This is a genomic window from Pedobacter sp. BS3 (assembly GCF_008274585.1).
In the GTDB taxonomy this organism is placed as follows: domain Bacteria; phylum Bacteroidota; class Bacteroidia; order Sphingobacteriales; family Sphingobacteriaceae; genus Hufsiella_A.
On sequence record NZ_VTRT01000001.1, the window covers coordinates 108,785 to 125,961 of the forward strand.

At 43.6% G+C, this 17,177-nt stretch carries 16 protein-coding genes and 1 pseudogene; 15 read left to right on the forward strand and 2 right to left on the reverse strand.

The features are described 5' to 3' along the window. The first annotated feature begins 444 nt into the window (after positions 1–444). Positions 445–4,518: a hybrid sensor histidine kinase/response regulator transcription factor gene (locus FW774_RS00415; RefSeq protein WP_149346194.1), complete on the forward strand. Its 4,074-nt coding sequence runs from the start codon at positions 445–447 to the stop codon at positions 4,516–4,518. Positions 4,519–4,999: 481 nt separating this feature from the next. Here FW774_RS00415 and FW774_RS00420 read toward each other — a convergent pair whose 3' ends face one another. After that, positions 5,000–7,828: a M16 family metallopeptidase gene (locus FW774_RS00420; RefSeq protein ID WP_149346195.1), complete on the reverse strand. Its 2,829-nt coding sequence runs from the start codon at positions 7,826–7,828 to the stop codon at positions 5,000–5,002. 6 nt (positions 7,829–7,834) lie between these two features. Further along, on the reverse strand, positions 7,835–8,290 hold the full coding sequence (locus tag FW774_RS00425; protein ID WP_149346196.1) for a DUF2059 domain-containing protein: 456 nt from the start codon (positions 8,288–8,290) through the stop codon (positions 7,835–7,837). Positions 8,291–8,488: 198 nt separating this feature from the next. Here FW774_RS00425 and FW774_RS00430 point away from each other — a divergent pair, with 198 nt between their 5' ends. The 14 genes and pseudogenes from FW774_RS00430 to rpiB all read left to right on the forward strand — a co-directional run bounded on the left by FW774_RS00430 (position 8,489) and on the right by rpiB (position 17,065). Beyond that, positions 8,489–9,070, forward strand: a complete 582-nt coding sequence (locus FW774_RS00430) for a Crp/Fnr family transcriptional regulator (RefSeq protein ID WP_149346197.1) — start codon at positions 8,489–8,491, stop codon at positions 9,068–9,070. Between the two features lie 62 nt (positions 9,071–9,132). Beyond that, entirely contained in the window at positions 9,133–9,549 is a 417-nt protein-coding gene (locus FW774_RS00435) for a VOC family protein (RefSeq protein WP_149346198.1), read from the forward strand. 122 nt (positions 9,550–9,671) lie between these two features. Further along, positions 9,672–9,872 carry a hypothetical protein gene (locus FW774_RS00440; RefSeq protein ID WP_149346199.1) on the forward strand — a complete coding sequence of 67 codons (201 nt, stop codon included), beginning with the start codon at positions 9,672–9,674 and terminating at the stop codon, positions 9,870–9,872. Beyond that, positions 9,873–10,004, forward strand: a complete 132-nt coding sequence (locus tag FW774_RS20760) for a hypothetical protein (RefSeq protein WP_317132748.1) — start codon at positions 9,873–9,875, stop codon at positions 10,002–10,004. It abuts the gene before it with no gap. Between the two features lie 15 nt (positions 10,005–10,019). Next, positions 10,020–10,202 (forward strand): annotated as a pseudogene (locus tag FW774_RS20765) (type II toxin-antitoxin system mRNA interferase toxin, RelE/StbE family); the annotation flags it as partial. 259 nt (positions 10,203–10,461) lie between these two features. Further along, positions 10,462–10,665, forward strand: a complete 204-nt coding sequence (locus tag FW774_RS00450; protein WP_149346200.1) for a hypothetical protein — start codon at positions 10,462–10,464, stop codon at positions 10,663–10,665. A 169-nt stretch (positions 10,666–10,834) separates the two neighbouring features. After that, the gene (locus tag FW774_RS00455; protein WP_149346201.1) at positions 10,835–11,359 is read left to right on the forward strand and encodes a YceD family protein; all 525 of its coding nucleotides are present in this window, start codon (positions 10,835–10,837) and stop codon (positions 11,357–11,359) included. Positions 11,360–11,370: 11 nt separating this feature from the next. After that, entirely contained in the window at positions 11,371–11,562 is a 192-nt protein-coding gene (gene rpmF, locus FW774_RS00460) for a 50S ribosomal protein L32 (RefSeq protein WP_149346202.1), read from the forward strand. Between the two features lie 14 nt (positions 11,563–11,576). Continuing rightward, positions 11,577–12,515 (forward strand): phosphate acyltransferase PlsX, encoded by a 939-nt coding sequence (gene plsX / locus FW774_RS00465; RefSeq protein ID WP_149346203.1) that lies wholly within the window; start codon positions 11,577–11,579, stop codon positions 12,513–12,515. Positions 12,516–12,525: 10 nt separating this feature from the next. Continuing rightward, the gene (locus FW774_RS00470; protein ID WP_149346204.1) at positions 12,526–13,521 is read left to right on the forward strand and encodes a beta-ketoacyl-ACP synthase III; all 996 of its coding nucleotides are present in this window, start codon (positions 12,526–12,528) and stop codon (positions 13,519–13,521) included. Between the two features lie 90 nt (positions 13,522–13,611). Beyond that, entirely contained in the window at positions 13,612–14,103 is a 492-nt protein-coding gene (gene accB / locus FW774_RS00475) for an acetyl-CoA carboxylase biotin carboxyl carrier protein (RefSeq protein ID WP_149346205.1), read from the forward strand. Between the two features lie 211 nt (positions 14,104–14,314). Beyond that, complete coding sequence (accC, locus tag FW774_RS00480; RefSeq protein ID WP_149346206.1) at positions 14,315–15,655, forward strand: acetyl-CoA carboxylase biotin carboxylase subunit; 1,341 nt, start codon at positions 14,315–14,317, stop codon at positions 15,653–15,655. 72 nt (positions 15,656–15,727) lie between these two features. Beyond that, a complete protein-coding gene (gene tatC / locus FW774_RS00485) occupies positions 15,728–16,597 on the forward strand; it encodes a twin-arginine translocase subunit TatC (protein ID WP_149346207.1) in 870 nt (289 codons plus the stop codon). Positions 16,598–16,627: 30 nt separating this feature from the next. Continuing rightward, positions 16,628–17,065 (forward strand): ribose 5-phosphate isomerase B, encoded by a 438-nt coding sequence (rpiB, locus tag FW774_RS00490; protein WP_149346208.1) that lies wholly within the window; start codon positions 16,628–16,630, stop codon positions 17,063–17,065. The last annotated feature ends 112 nt before the right edge of the window (positions 17,066–17,177 follow it).

The window sequence follows — 17,177 nt, forward strand, 5'->3', positions numbered from 1 at the left end:
GTTTTGTTCGTCAGTACAGAACGAACGCTTTATGCAACCTTGTTCACAAAACCACTACGTTTAAGGCTTGGCTGCGCTAAAGATACTACGCTGCAACTGTTTTTTTGATTTGTCCGGCTCTTGGGGATTGACGGCGTACTTCGGAAAATCTCTTACTTTCATCAAAGTAACCTGACGATTTGCTTGGTAGGCATACCGCATACATAACAACGGCTTCATAGCTAAGAGTGATAGGAGGTATACACACGATAGCTCCAGCGGGGGACAATGATTAACAAAGGTAGTGAGAGGACAAGGCAGAGTGCAGGCGAGGGCTGTAAATATTGTTAAAGATGTGGGTACACGGTAGCTCCAAAGTCAGACAGGCTGTGATTTCATTTTTGTTGCGTACTAAGCATCAGAACAGAAAATTAATGTGTACTTTTAATCGTCAAATCTGCAACGTTGTCAAGCAAAATATTCTTATTCACAACTCTCCTGTTATTTTTTGTGCTGCATGGTGTGGCCCAGCCTGTTGAACAACAAGCCCGGGAATATTCGTTCAAAATGGTAGGGATAAAGGAAGGTTTGTCTCAAAGTACGGTGTTAAGCATTTACCAGGACCATTATGGATTTATATGGCTTGGAACACGTAACGGGTTAAACAGGTATGATGGCCATTCCATGACAACGTTCCTGAATAAAATTGGTGATAAAACATCATTAGCAGGAAATATTATCAATAAAATACAAGAAGACGGCAACCATAATGTATGGGTTGCCACCAATAAAGGTCTTAGTGTTTTTGACCGCAAACGGGAAATATTTACCAATTATAGTATACGCGGTGCGGAAAAACCCGAAGTTTTAGACCTGGAAATAGATAAGGCCGGCTTTATCTGGATAGGTTGCGCCGGCGGATTGTTTACTTTCGAACCTTCCTCTTCTACATTTACACCGGCAGCAAAACGGTTTGAGGCCTTTCGTGAAATAAACAGCCAATATATATCATCTCTCCATATACAACGGGGCAGCCTGTTTATTGGTACGAATGTTAACGGCGTATACATTGTTAACCTGAAATCAAAAAAAATCAGGCATATTGCCTATAGCGAATTTGAGAAATCCGGCCAGAGTCCGGCACGGGTTAATGATGTTATTGAAGATAACCGGCATGCTATCTGGGTGGGTACAAAGGGCAATGGTTTATATCGTTTCAATGCAGACGGCTCAGTTAACCATTTCAGTCAGTCTGCTCCCTCAGAAGCATTTCAAATTACCAACGATAACGTACGGGCGCTAACTATTGATAAGACTGGTAATGTATGGGTAGGTACATTTGACGGTCTTAATGTAATATGGCCTGGAGGACAAATTGACCGCATCACTTATCAGGATAAAAAACCGGAAGGACTTTCCCACGGTTCAATACGTGCATTATTTACAGACCGCAATGGCAGTGTATGGATTGGTACTTATTTTGGCGGTGTAAACATTTATGACCGTCAAAACCAGCAGTTCAATCATTATTATCATGTTTCAGGCGATAATAAGTCGTTAAGTTTTAATGTTATCGGGGCATTTACAGAGGCCGCTCCCGGAAGATTAATCATCGGTACAGAACGGGGCGGCATTAATTTGTTTAATCCGTATTCCGGAAAAGTTATTCCTGCCGGGATGGGACCACAAAATAACCTGACGATTAAATCATTGTATACATCGCATCAGGGTGCTGTTTGGGCAGGTGTGTTTAAAGAAGGATTGCAGCAGGTAAATCCCCAAACCGGGCAGCTTACGCCTGTGCGCATCGCCGGAAAAAATCCGCTAAGCAACGTTATTATTAATGCCATAACCGAAGATAAGCAGGGCAATTTATGGCTGGCTACTGATGACCTGGGCGGAATCCAGGTCTTTAATCCGCGGGAAATGCGTTACCAGGCTTTTTTAAATGATAAAGCTTTGCATACCCTGCTGGCTGCAACACCGGTAAGGCATCTATTGCTGGATAAAAACAGGCTTTGGATAGCCACAAGAGGTAAGGGTTTGCTAAGCTATGATTTAGCAACAGGCGTTATAAAAACCTACAAGCAGGTTGAAAAAATATCAGTCAATATAAACAGTGTTTTCTGTGATAAAGACGGCAATCTCTGGCTGGCCACCAATGGCGATGGAATAATCCGCTTTAATCCTGCAACAAATGCTGTCAGCCATATACATGCGGTACATGGACTTTTAAATAATATTACTTACGGGATTATACAGGATGGCAACGATGATTTATGGATATCTACTTTAACAGGATTGTCCCGTTATATCATCCGCAGTAAAAAATTTAAAAATTATAGCGCTTCCTCAGGATTTCCGCTGCTGGAATTAAACGAAGGCCTGATTTACCAGGCATCTAACGGCGACTTCTTTGTGGGAGGGAATAATGGTTTTGTTTCGTTCAATCCGTTGCAAATAACAGAGAATGAGCAACCCGCTCCAGTTATTATAACCCGGCTGAACCTGCTCGGACAACATACCAAAAGTATTTCGGCTTTAGGGAGCAACGATACAAATGAGCTTCATGTCGAACTAACCCATCGGCAGCCGGTATTTACCATCGAATATGCTTCATTAAACTACCTTCGGCCGGAAAACGAGCAGTATGCGTACCGGCTACTGGGGCTTGATGATACCTGGTATCCGTTAAAAGACAGGCGCAATATTACATTCAGCAATCTGCCGGCCGGCCGGTACACATTCCAGGTCAGGGCATCGTCAGACGGTGTGAACTGGTATACCGCCAAAAAGGCTGTTGATATCCGCATTCTTCCTGCTCCATGGCTTAGCTGGTGGGCCATCGGTTTATATATCATAGCAGCTATTGCTATCATCTTTGCCATCCGCCACAGCGAAATCAGGAAAAATAAGCTGGCACATAACCTCCGGATAGAACAACTGGAGAAGAACCGGTGGAAAGAAGTGCACGATATTAAGCTGAAATATTTTACAGACGTTTCGCACGAGTTCAGAACACCGCTCACGTTAATTACCAACCCGGTTGAAGACCTGGTGAATGATGAAAACAATCCGCCCGAAACCAGGGAAAAGCTCGGGTTGATTTACCAGAACAGTAAACGTTTGCTGCTGCTGATAGACCAGATACTGGATATAAACCGGTTAGATGCCGGTCGGCTTGCTCTTAATTTAAGCAGTGTTTCCATTTCTACTTTATTGCAGAACATTGTACATAATTTTAAATCGCTCGCAGACAAACAGCATATCACACTCAACTTTATACCCGGCGATGAAACCGGTTATTTTATGGCTGATGTGGATAAGCTGGAGAAAATATTTTATAACCTGTTGTCCAACGCTTTTAAATTCACGCCTTCCGGTGGCATAATCTCTTTAAGCTATATCACTACCACGATCGCGGATAAAAAAACAGGATTTTGTTTTGACGTTACCGATACCGGGAAAGGATTTTCGCCCGAAGAACGCGAACGAATATTTGAACGGTTCTATAAAGTGAATAAGGAAGATGCCGGTGCGGGAGTAGGACTTTCATTAACACGTTCTTTAATTGAATTGATGGGTGGAACTATTGAAGCAAACAGTACTCCCGGCAAGGGCAGTACTTTTAAAATTAACCTGTCTTTTGAAAAAAATATTTCTTCAACAGCTACGCCAGAAAATTTTCTAAAAACGCTCCTTTCCGGGTACGAACAGGAGGTTCACAACGAACCGGCTTTACCTGCCGGTAATCCGGCCGGGGGTAAAGAAATCATTCTTATTGCCGAAGATAATGTGGAAATAAATAATTACCTCTATAAAGAGCTAAATGCCGCCGGTTTTAAAGTAATTACCGCAACAAACGGCGCTAAAGCCTGGGAAAAAGTACAGAAAGTTATCCCGGATATTGTAATAACAGATGTGCTTATGCCCGAAATGGACGGATTGGAACTTTGCAGCAAGCTGAAAAACGATGTTCTGACCAGCCATATTCCCGTAATTATGCTAACGGCAAAAACAGATGATTACAGCCGCATCAATGGGCTTGAAACAGGCGCTGATGACTACCTGGCCAAGCCTTTCCTTACCAGGGAATTAAAGATACGCATACATAACCTGCTGCAAAACCGTAAACGCTTGCAGGAAAAGCTGCGGCAAGGCAATCCCGCCGCTTTAACCGGCATATCGGTAAACAGGCATGACCAGCAACTGCTTGAAAAGATTACTCATATTATTGATAAAAATATCAGCCAACCCAATTTAAGCGTAGAATTTATTGGCGATAAAATAGGAATGAGCAGGGAACATTTATTCAGGAAACTGAAAGCTATAACCGGTCTTTCGCCTTCTGATTTTATACGCGATTACCGTTTAAACAAAGCCGCTGCGCTGCTTATTGAAAAACAGCTTAAGGTAGCAGAGGCAGCCTTTGAAGTAGGCTACCAGGATGTACAATATTTCAGCAAATGTTTTAAAAAGAAATTTAACTGTTCGCCGCAGCATTATTACCGGCATGTTGTAAGCGCATCCGGGAATTAGGAGCTATTCAGGACAAACGCATCTAAAAAAATGTAATGTCATTGCCCCGAAGCCTCGCAATGACGAAAGATTTTAAATAACGTGAGTTCGGGATAGGAAACGCACAGCCTGTTTGCGCTCGTTTGTAAAACGAGTGCATAAATCTCCGGCGTTTGTAACGCCGCAATGTTGCTTAAGACAATCAAAGGCAGCGATTATCGGCGTTGCAAACGCCGTTTTATGGCATCCCGATTGCAAATCGGGACGAGCCTGCGCCTTAACCCGAAATCACGTTAAATTACGTTTATTCTGAGATGTAATCATCCCGATAACATCAGCGGGCGCCGGTTGTTGGAGCTTCCAGGGACAGATTGTTATATTACCTGTTAGACTGATGCTATGAGCCCGGCAACTCATAACACGTCCCTGTTTTCAGACTTTCTCTACTTTTGGACTTTCCCGACTTCCGGACTACAAGCTATGAACTATAAGCCTTTTAGTCTTACTTCTTCTCGGGCAGCAGTACAAAGCGGATGTAATTATTGCCGCTAAGGTATTTGTTTGCCGCTTCCTTCAAGCCCTGAACATTCAGCTTTTTGAGCGAATCCAGGTATGATAAGATCTCGGCAGGGTCTTCATGATTCTGGTATTGCCCGCTCAGGTACGAAAGCCAGAAGCTGTTTTGTTTCAGCTGCGTTTCTGTCGACCGGCGTTCTTCTGCAACAAACTTTTGCAGGTCTGTTTCCTGCGGGCCGTTGGCTTTTATCTTATTAATTTCATCCAATGCAGCGCTAATCAGTTTTTCTACGTTTGCCGGCGCACAACTAAATACAATGGTGTACGAATAGCGGTTTTTAGGATATTTTACGTAATTAGTGCGCACTCCGGGACTATATACACCACTTTCTTCTTCGCGTAAGCGCTCAATCAGCTTGATCTGCAACACTTCGCCTAAAGCATCGATCTCATTGTTATTTTCGGGGCTATAGGTATAATCTCCGCTAAATACCAGGCGTACGCTTGCTTTCTCTTCGCGGCCTTTATAAACGCTTTTAGCTATTTTTCCTTCGGGAATGTGTATGCCCAGGTCGCGGGCTTCGGTATTTTTATCGCCGGAAGGCAACGAACCGATATATTGTTCAATAAGCGGTTTGAGCTTCTCCTTATCAAAATTGCCTACAAAGGTAAACGTGAAGTTTTTGGCGTTGGCAAAGCTTTCGCGATAAATGTTGTAGGCTTTGTTTAAGTCGATCTGGTTGATTTTTTCGATACTTGGGCCGGTGTTGCGTTCATTATAATTGCTTAACACAGCGGCAATAGTATCGGCAAATACACTCGAAGGGTCGTCGCTGCGGTTGGCCAGACTGGCTTTTGCTTTGGCAATGGAACTGTTAAATATCGAGCTGTCTTTACGCGGCGAGGTAAAATACAGGTAGGTAAGCTGCAAAGCCGTTTCCAGATCTTTTGGGGTAGCAAAACCATTCAATCCCTGAGTACGCTCCGAAATGTATGGCGATACAAAGGCTTGTTTATCCGACAGGTATTTGGTTAGCTGTACCGGTGTGTAATTGCCTACTCCGCTACGGCCGATAATATTTGCCGAATTGGCTGCAGACTGGTAATCGGCATCGCTGTAGCGGGATGTTCCCCCGGGGCTGAATGCGTTGAACTGGATTTCATCATTTTTAAAATCGGTAGGTTTCAGGTAAACTTTAACGCCGTTGCTCAGAACCAGCTCTGTAGTACCTAATGTGGCATCGGTTTTCTCGCTGACGATTTTACCTGCTACCGGCTTTTGGGCCAGCAGCGGGTCTTTATTAACATCATCCACGTAAGGGGTGATATTGCTTGTTTTTATATCGTTTATCCACTGGTTCACCTTAGTTTCATCCGGAAGGGAAGCCTTATCCTTTTCCGGTGCCATAATCAATATGTCGCGGTTGGTATCGGTAATATACGATGAAGCTAGTTGGTTAACTTCAGCCAGTTTGATGCCTCCGATAGTTGATTTGGCAAAATTATATTCATAGGCAATGCCCGGACTGGCTTCGCCCTTTAAAAACAGCTGGACGTATTCCTGCACATAATTTTCGGAGTTGGTTTTATCCCGCTCGTTATAGCTGGTTTCCATAGCTGTCAGGTAGGATTGTTTTGCCCGGTCTAATTCGGTTTGGGTAAACCCGAATTTTTTAACCCGTTCTACTTCGGTTAAAACGGCTTTAAAACCACGCTCCAACTCGCCGGGACGGGCCACCACATAAGCACTGGCAACATCCAGTCCTGCCAGGAAGCCGCTGATGCTGCTGCCGCCCTGTACAAACGGCGGATTAGCCTGTTTGCTCAGCTCGCTGAAACGCTCTGCAAACATACGGTTGTATAAACCCTGAATAATATTATTGCGCAGGTTGGTGGTTGTTTTAACTACTTCTTCGGGATGCTTGATCAATATCTGCGCTACAGTAACCGGCCATTCGTTATCGGTAACCGCTATAAACTGGTTTTTATTTAATAGCGGGATAGTATATTTGGTGCGCACTGCCGGTTTTGCCGGATTTTTCAGGTCCGAGAATTTGGCTTTTATCTGTTGCTCTACCTGGTTTACGTCAATATCGCCAACAACAATCAATGCCTGTAAATTGGGGCGGTACCAGGTTTTATAAAAATTGTATAACGTTGCCCGGTTAAATGATTTGAGCACTTCTTCCGTGCCAATGGGCAGGCGCTTTGAGTATCGCGAATTGTTAAGCAGCACAGGTAAATATTTATTCTGCATCCGTTCCTGTGCACCTTTTCCCAGGCGTTTTTCTTCCAGAACCACGCCCCGCTCTTTGTTAATTTCGGTAGTATCTAAGGTAGCATCCTGGGCCCAGTCACGCATAATTTGCATAGCATTTTTGAACACTTCCGGGTCGTCAGTTGGTATAGGCAACTGGTAAACGGTTTCATCAAACCCGGTATATGCGTTCAGGTCGGCGCCGAACCGAACGCCGTTTTTCTGCAAGTAGTTCACCAACTCATTTTTAGGAAAATGTTTGGTTCCGTTAAAGCTCATGTGCTCCATGAAATGCGCCAGGCCAAGCTGTTCGTCGGTTTCTAAAACAGAACCCACTTTATTAACCAGGTACAGCTGCGCCCGTTTTTGCGGTTCAGTATTGCGGCGTATATAATACGTGAAACCATTGGCCAGCTTGCCAATCCGCAGGTTGGGGTCTACAGGTAAAACCTGTCCGGCGGAAGGCTGCTTTTTACTTTTTGCTGTTTGTGAGAAAGCGTTGCAGGAAATGAGCAGGGCCAGAACAATACCGGCGCTGTATTTGAGGTATGTACTCATTGTGGATTATTCTTCGTTTTTAAGATATTTTTGCATTAAGGTTTGTAGTTCATCCTGATGCCTGAGAACTAACTGATGGCCAATTTCCATTCCTTTTTTCATTAGCTCAGGAGATTTTTCGAGCATTTTCTTCCCTATAGGTGATTCATAAAATGTAGCCAGTTGCGCCAGTTCATCATCGGTAAAAGTTTCCTGGTACACTTTAATAAACTCGGGCTTCACTGCTTTCCAGTTCATGGCAATTTCAAAAAACTCGGTTGCCGCCTGTTTGAATCCTTCCTGCTTATCTTCGGGGATACTTTTACTTAAGACCGGAATCATAGTTGTTCTGATATTTTCTATGATTTTATCAAGCTGCATAACAGTAACAAGCCTTTCGGCAATTTCTGTCGACCGTTGCTGAGCATTAGCCAGCAATCCGGCCGGACACAACAAAAGCAAGAATAGAAACTTTTTAAGCATACGCGTAATTGCAGCAGGCGAATAAAACGATTATTTATTCATGTTGGATAAATAAGCTTTAGCAAATATAGAACTTCATCCGAAAAAATTGTGCTAATGGTTGGTAGAAGCAAATGTTATTATATTTAACCATAATTCAACTATGCGGATGATTTCTTGTTTATTAAACGTTAATTAGTTGCCATATCCTGTTTATTAATGGAAAAGTTACGTAAGTACATCACATCGTTAACTGAATTTTCGGAAGAAAGCTGGAATATCTTATTACCGGTTTTAAGCAGGCTGGAGTTTAGAAAGGGTGAATACTTATTGAGAGCGGGTGAAGTATGTAACGCGTTGTTTTTTATTGAAAATGGCTGTTGCAGAAGCTATTATGAAAAAGACGGAGTGGAGAAGAATACCGCGTTTTACTTTGAAAATGATATTGCTACCAATATCCGGAGTTTTGGTAGCGGGGAAAAATCCTTATATTTTATCAGGGCAGTTGAACCGTTAATAATTATTGCTTTCGACAAAAAGAAACTAATGGAAGCTACCAAAGCAGCACCGCAAATTGAGGCTTTGGGCAGATGTTGTATCCGGGTATTCGCTGCCAGACAGGATGAGTTTGCCAGTTTATTGAATTTATACACTGCACAGGAACGATATGAATATTTGGAGAAGCATTATCCTGCAATGCTGCAACGAGTTTCATTAACACAGCTATCATCCTTTCTGGGTGTTGCCCGCGAAACCTTAAGCCGAATACGTCGAAAAAGAGTTCATCCTTCTGTTTTGTGATATATGTCACAGTGAAAAATCGTCTGTTAGCGGCAACTTTGCAGCAATAAAAATGTTGAAAAATGCAAAAGTTAAGAAAAATAGACGCCCAAACAAATGTTATCAATTGGTTTGAAATTGCTGTGCTGGATTCAGACCGGGCCCGGACTTTTTACGAGACCATCCTTGATATTAAAATGCACACCATATTTGTAGAAGAGACGGATGAAGAACTCACTTTTTTCCCTTCAGACCCCGCGGTCATCCAGGCCACTTCTGGCAGAGTAACCGGGTGCCTGACTAAGAATAACCGGGTTAAACCTTCACAAAACGGTACATTAATTTATTTAAATGCCAGCCCAAATATCCAGACTGTAATTGATAGAATTGAACCTGCAGGTGGAAAAGTTATTACATCTAAAACTTTGATAAAGGCAGGTTACATTTGTGTATTTACCGATACAGAGGGTAACCGGGTGGCTCTGCATGCCGAAGCGTAAAGCGGATAAAAGTAAAAATATTTTCTGACTTGGACTGTCTCCTTGATAGGCCGGATATTTGAAACCTCTTTCCTTATCGCTATTTGCAATTTTCTTATTTTTGTAAGAAGAAAACGTGAAATATGGTAACAGTAACAATAAACGAGAAAGGCAAGGGAGCTAAAGCGCTAATCGAATTGCTTAGTACATTTAGTTATGTTAAAATCCATAAAAAAAACCGGTACAATGCTGAAACGGAAAAAGCTATCGAGGAGGCACGTGCGGGAATTGGTATTATAAAAACCAAAAGCCATGCTGATTTAATGAAAAAGCTAAGAAGCTAAATGTACGACATTGATGTAAAAAATAGCTTCAAAAAAGACTTTAAGCTTGCCTTAAAAAGAGGGTTGGATGAAAGCAAACTTGAGGTTGTTTTAAAGCTTCTTAGAAAAGATGGTAAGCTTCCTGCCAAATAACTCCATACTCTAAAAGGCGAATATAAGGGCTTGCGGGAGTGTCATATTGAGTCTGATTGGCTGCTGATATGGGAACAAAACGAAGTTATTAGGCTTATTACTCTTATCAGAACGGGAACTCATTCTGACCTTTTTAATTTTCTCCCAATTTTCAGCTCTTACCTGCCCCCCGCCAGTCCGGAATTAAAAGGACTATAAAAAACCTCACGAGGTTCAGGAACATAGCAGCATTGTTTTAACCAAAATAAACCCGGCAGCAGCGGCAGCCCGATTGCAATGAGGGCTATAGCGAATGACGGGACTATCGGAGCCGATGCACTACCGCAGGTGCTTTTCAAAAAACAAATTTTATGCCCGGATAATGTAAATTCATCACCCTCTATTATAAATATAAATACCCCTGCTCAAACAATCGTTTTTTATTAGCTGTTAAACCAGAACATCAATTTACAAAACCATGAAAAACAACATGTTAAAATTAGGATTAGCCCTGTTCATAATGGGCATTGCAGCCGCGGGATGCGGTTCATCCAGGGAAACTTCGGGAAGCAGCGACTCTACCATGGTGGATTCATCTACCACTACCCCGCCCGATCCCACACGAATGGACACTACCAGGAGCAGAGGTGCCGATACCGTCCGGACAGATAGTACCATGTAAACCACTGCGTAAAAGTTTTCAGGCAGTTTAACAGATCATATAACAAAGCAATTGCCGGCAGATTTGTATCTTAGCCCCGGTATTGCTTTGCTTAGCTGGCAGGCATATCAAAAAAACATTTTTCCACAATTTAAATTTTACCTAACTTTGCAGGCTCAATTGTCGTGCTTTGAAATCGTTAAAACAATATCACATTCCGTTTACCGGATTGAAAACCGGCAAGCATCAGTTTGATTTTGATGTTGATGAGCTTTTTTTCAACGAGTTTGAATACTCGCTGGTAAAAAAGGGCAGGTTAAAGGTGAACCTCGACCTGGATAAGCAGGCAACCATGCTGATCTTAGATTTCAGCATTGCCGGCGAGATTTACCTGAGCTGTGATGTTTGCCTGGCCGATTTTCCGACCCCGGTAAACATTACCGAGCGGCAGATTGTGAAGTTTGGAGAAGAGGATATAGATGAGACCGAAGAGATCATGGTGCTGAATAGAAATGAGCACGAGATTGATGTTTCGGGGCTGATCTATGAGTTTATAAACCTGGCCACACCATACATCAGCCGGTGCGAAAATGAAGGTAAAACACCCTGGTGCGATATGGAAATGGTAGAAAAGCTTAAAGCGCTGTCAGAAAAAGAAGCAATTAACACTGGCGACCCACGTTGGGAAGCTCTAAAAAAGATAAAAAATAATTAAAAAAGGAAGCGATGGCACATCCAAAACGTAAGTTATCTAAATCAAGAAGGGATAAGAGAAGAACGCATTATAAAGCTGAAGCCCCTACATTAACCACCTGTAAAGTTACAGGAGCTGTGCACTTACCGCACCGTGCATACAATGTAGACGGAAACCTGTACTACAACGGCAAATTAGTTATTGAAAATACCTCGATCGCGTAAGGTAATTTCTGTAAATGAAAATTGGCTTAGACATTATGGGCGGAGATTACGCTCCCAAAGCAACCGTTTTGGGAGCCATTTCAGCCTACAAAGCGCTATCAGACCAAGAAAAAATTGTGCTGATAGGTGATAAAGATCAAGCGCTGCCCTTTTTCGCCGAACAGGACTTTAACCCCGATCTTTTTGAGTTTATTCATACCACCGAGACCATTGGTATGGGCGAACACCCCACCAAGGCAATTCTACAAAAGCCCGATTCAAGTCTTGGGCTCGGTTTTCAGCTGCTTAAAGAAGCAAAGATAGATTCCTTTGCTTCGGCCGGCAATACCGGGGCCATGATGGTTGGCGCCATGTTCAGCATCAAAAACATTCCCGGCATTCTCAGGCCGGCAATAGCAACCGTAGTGCCCAAGTTAAAAGGCGGCTATGGCGTTATGCTTGATGTAGGCGCCAATGCCGATTGTAAACCCGATACCTTATTGCAGTTTGGCATGCTGGGCAGCCTGTTTGCCGAAAATATACTGAACATTGAAAACCCCAAAGTGGGTTTAATGAACATTGGCGAGGAAGAAGAAAAAGGCAATATGGCCACACAGGCAACCTATCCGCTGATGAAAGAAACCAGCCTCTTTAATTTTATCGGGAACATTGAAGGCAGGGATCTGTTTAACGATAAAGCCGATGTTATTGTATGCGACGGCTTTACCGGCAACGTTATTTTGAAACTGGCCGAAACGTTTTACATATTAACGCTCAAAAAAGGTTTAAAAGACGAATTTTTTGATCGTTTTAATTATGAGCAATACGGCGGAAGCCCGTTTTTGGGTGTTAATGCCCCGGTTATCATCGGGCATGGGATCTCAAGCCCCGAAGCGATCAAGAACATGATTCTCCTCTCGAAAAACATGATCGAAGCACAATTAATTGACAAGATCAGGGCAGTGTTTAAATAAAAATTTGGCAATGCAGAAAATTCATGCCGCTATTACCGCGGTTGGGGGATACACCCCGGACTATATTTTAACTAACCATGAGCTTGAAACCATGGTTGATACCAACGACGAGTGGATCACCACCCGTACCGGTATCAAAGAACGCCGTATTTTAAAAGGCGAGGGATTAGCCACGTCAGACATGGCGGTTCCGGCCGTTAATGAGCTACTAAAAAAACGCGGTATCAGTGCCGAAGAAATTGAGCTGATCATTTTCTGCACGGTAACGCCCGATATGCCCTTTCCGGCAACAGCTAACATTCTTGCCGATAAAATTGGTGCTAAAAACGCCTGGGGATTTGACCTTAGTGCAGCCTGCTCGGGCTTCATCTTCGGCCTCACAACCGGCGCCCAGTTCATTGAATCGGGCAAGCATAAAAAAGTATTGGTTGTAGGTGGCGATAAAATGTCGTCCATTATCAATTACGAAGACCGTACCACCTGCATTATTTTCGGCGATGGCTGCGGCGCCGTATTACTGGAGCCCACTACCGAAAATGAAGGCGTTCTGGATTCTGTGCTATACAGCGATGGCTCTGGCCGCGACCTGCTTAACATCAGGGCCGGAGGCTCATTAAGGCCAGCGTCGCACGAAACCGTAGATGCCAAAGAGCACTTTACTTACCAGGAAGGCAAAACAGTGTTCAAGTTTGCCGTAACCAATATGGCCGATGCCGCTGCCGAAATTATGGAACGCAATAACCTGACCGCCGATGACGTAGCCTGGCTGGTGCCCCATCAGGCCAATAAGCGCATTATTGATGCCACAGCAAACCGTATGGGCGTAAGCTCAGATAAGGTAATGATCAACATTGACCATTTTGGCAATACCACGGCAGGCACTATTCCACTTTGCTTGTGGGAATGGGAAAACCGGCTTAAAAAAGGCGATAACATTATTCTCGCCGCTTTTGGCGGAGGCTTTACCTGGGGCGCTGTTTACCTTAAATGGGCATATACATTATAACATTAACCCCACATTTGTGTTAGGGGGATATTATTTCCTATTTTTAAATTTATTTTTTGATTTTTGTCAAGATAACCAAAACCCAACAAAATGGATATTAAGCAAATTCAGGAACTGATAAAGTTTGTCTCCAAATCCGGAGTAAATGAAGTTTCTATTGAGCAGGAAAACTTTAAAATCACCATAAAAACCAACCAGACGCCTACCTATGTTACCGCATCGGTGCCTGCACCCGTAGCTGCACAACCGCAAATAGCACAACAGGCAACGGCCGCTGTACCACAAGCCGAAGCGCCGCAGGTATCTGCCGCACCAGCCACCACAGATGCCGCAGCAGCAAACTATATCACCATTAAATCGCCGATGATCGGTACATTTTACCGTTCATCAAGTCCGGATAAACCGGCTTTTGTTAACGTAGGCGATGAAATTAAAGCCGGACAGGTGATCTGCATCGTAGAGGCCATGAAACTGTTTAACGAGATAGAAGCCGAAGTTTCGGGCCGTGTTGTAAAGATCCTGACCGATAATGCCAGCCCCGTAGAGTACGATCAGCCTTTATTCCTGGTAGAACCTATATAAACTATTAATCGCAAATATGTCCGTGACTCAATGCAGGCGCATATTTCACATTCGCAAAATTATCATCATACCAGCGAAATAATGTCTAATGCAAATGTTCAAAAATATAGGCTGCTGTGTACAGGTTACTGAGGCATTTTTAGTTTTTTAAGGCATCAATGAACCCTTGCAGGGCTTTTGATTTTTTAATTTTTACTTTTGACTTAACACCATGTTTAAAAAGATATTAATTGCCAACCGGGGAGAAATAGCGTTACGCATTATCCGTACCTGCAAAGAGATGGGCATAAAAACCGTTGCCGTGTACTCTACTGCCGACCGCGACAGCCTGCACGTACGTTTTGCTGATGAAGCTGTTTGTATCGGCCCGCCGCCAAGCAAAGATTCTTACCTCAACATTCCCAATATTATTTCTGCTGCCGAGTTAACCAATGCCGATGCTATTCATCCCGGCTATGGTTTCCTGTCAGAAAATGCCAAATTCTCTGCAATATGCCGCGATTACGGCATCAAATTTATCGGGGCTACACCAGAGCAGATCAATGGCATGGGCGATAAGGCATCGGCCAAAGAAACCATGAAACAGGCCGGCGTGCCTACCATTCCAGGATCTGACGGCCTGCTTAACGATGTTAATGAGGGAATAAAAATTGCCAACGAGATCGGTTATCCCGTTATTCTGAAAGCTACTGCCGGTGGCGGCGGTCGCGGGATGCGCATTGTCTGGAAAGATGAAGATTTTGAACCGGCCTGGGATTCTGCCCGCCAGGAAGCCGGAGCCGCCTTTGGCAATGAAGGCATTTACCTTGAAAAATTTGTAGAAGATCCACGCCACATCGAGATACAAGTTATCGGAGACCAGTACGGCACAGTTTGTCATCTCTCGGAACGCGATTGCTCCATACAGCGCCGTCACCAGAAGCTGGTGGAAGAATCACCTTCGCCATTTATGACAGAAGACCTGCGCAAGCGCATGGGCGAAGCTGCTATTAAAGGCGCACAGGCGGTAAATTACGAAGGCGCCGGAACCATTGAGTTCCTGGTAGACAAGCATCGCAACTTTTACTTCATGGAAATGAACACCCGTATCCAGGTTGAGCATCCCGTAACCGAAGAAGTGATCAACTTCGATCTGATCAAAGAGCAGATCAAAGTAGCATCGGGCATTCCTATTTCCGGCAAAAACTATACTCCCGAAATGCATGCCATTGAATGCCGCATCAATGCCGAAGATCCATTTAACGGGTTCCGGCCTTCACCCGGGCGCATCACCAATTTCCACTCGCCGGGAGGTCATGGCGTACGTGTAGATACACACGTTTATTCCGGTTACCAGATCCCGCCCAATTACGATTCCATGATCGCTAAGCTCATCTGCGTAGCTCAAACCCGCGATGAAGCCATTTCTACCATGGAGCGGGCGCTAAGCGAATTTGTGATAGAAGGCATAAAGACCACCATACCTTTTCATTTAAAGCTGATGAAAGACCCTAACTTCAGGGCCGGTAATTTCACCACGAAATTTATGGAAACATTTGAGTACAGCGAGTAGCCATAATGTCCATGTAAAATAACTGATAATACCATTCTATAATTAAACAGAATGGTATTTTTGCTTTTAACAATGAGCGAGAGAACACAAAACCTGATAGAGACCATTAAGCAAAAAGGGAAGAATATAGAGGCAGAAATGTCTTTTTTCGACCATTTGGAAGTACTCCGCTGGCACCTGATACGGGCGAGTGTGGCCATCGTGGTATTTACCGTACTGGCCTTTGTATATTACGATTTTATTTTCGATACCATTATTATGGGGCCCAAAAGTCCATCATTCTGGACTTACCGGATGATGTGCATTATTGGCGATAAATTTAATCTGGGACCCGATTTTTGCATCAAAGAAATTCCCTTCAATATTATCAATACCGATATGGCCGGGCAGTTTACCCTGCAAATGAACTCCTCGCTGATCATCGGTCTGGTATTGGGCATCCCCTACCTGTTATATGAATTATGGCGCTTCATTAAACCCGGCCTTACAGAACTTGAAGCAAAATCGGCCAGTGGTTTTGTATTTTACGCCAGCCTGCTCTTTATGCTGGGCGTATTGTTCGGGTATTACATCATATCGCCATTATCCATTAACTTTTTGGCTAATTACAAGGTAAGCCAGGTTATACAAAACCAGATCACCATCGATTCGTATTTGTCGTCGGTGGCTACGCTTACGCTGGGTACAGGTGTAGTTTTTGAATTGCCGATAATCATTTATATCCTGTCAAAGATCGGTATCATGACTCCGGCTTTTATGCGCTCATCCAGGCGGTACGCTATTGTAATTATACTAATCATTGCGGCCGTGGTAACACCCACGCCCGACATTCTGACCATGATGACCGTAAGCTTCCCACTATTTATTTTATATGAGATCAGTATCCTGATCTCGGCCCGGGTGGATAAAAAACGGCAGAGGGAAATTATGGGTAAGGGATAAATTTATAGGAAAAACTAAAATCACACAATAATGGAAAATATATCAATAGCCATAGGCGGCGACCATGCGGGATTCGAGTATAAAAAAGCGTTAATGGATTTCCTGGCCGGTTACCCGGTTACCGTAAAAGATTTTGGCACCTACAGTTCAGAGTCTGTGGATTACCCTGATTTTGCCCACCCGGTAGCCAGTGCAGTAGAAAACGGCGAGTTTACCTTTGGGATATTAATCTGCGGAAGCGCCAATGGCGTTGCTATAACCGCTAACAAACATCAGGGCATTCGTGCGGCTATTTGCTGGACAAAAGAGCTTGCCCAACTGGCCCGCGGGCATAATAATGCTAATATTCTGTGCATACCGGCACGTTTTATTTCAGTAGAAGATGCTAAAGCCATTACGCACACCTTTTTAGATACCGAATTTGAAGGCGGCCGTCATGCCAATCGTGTGAATAAAATTGTATGCTGATGAATTAGATGTGAGATATGAGATGCGAGACATGAGACGGTTTTCCGAACTATGACCATGAACCTATCGGCTATCTTCATACCTATAACTTACAACTTTTAACCTACAACGC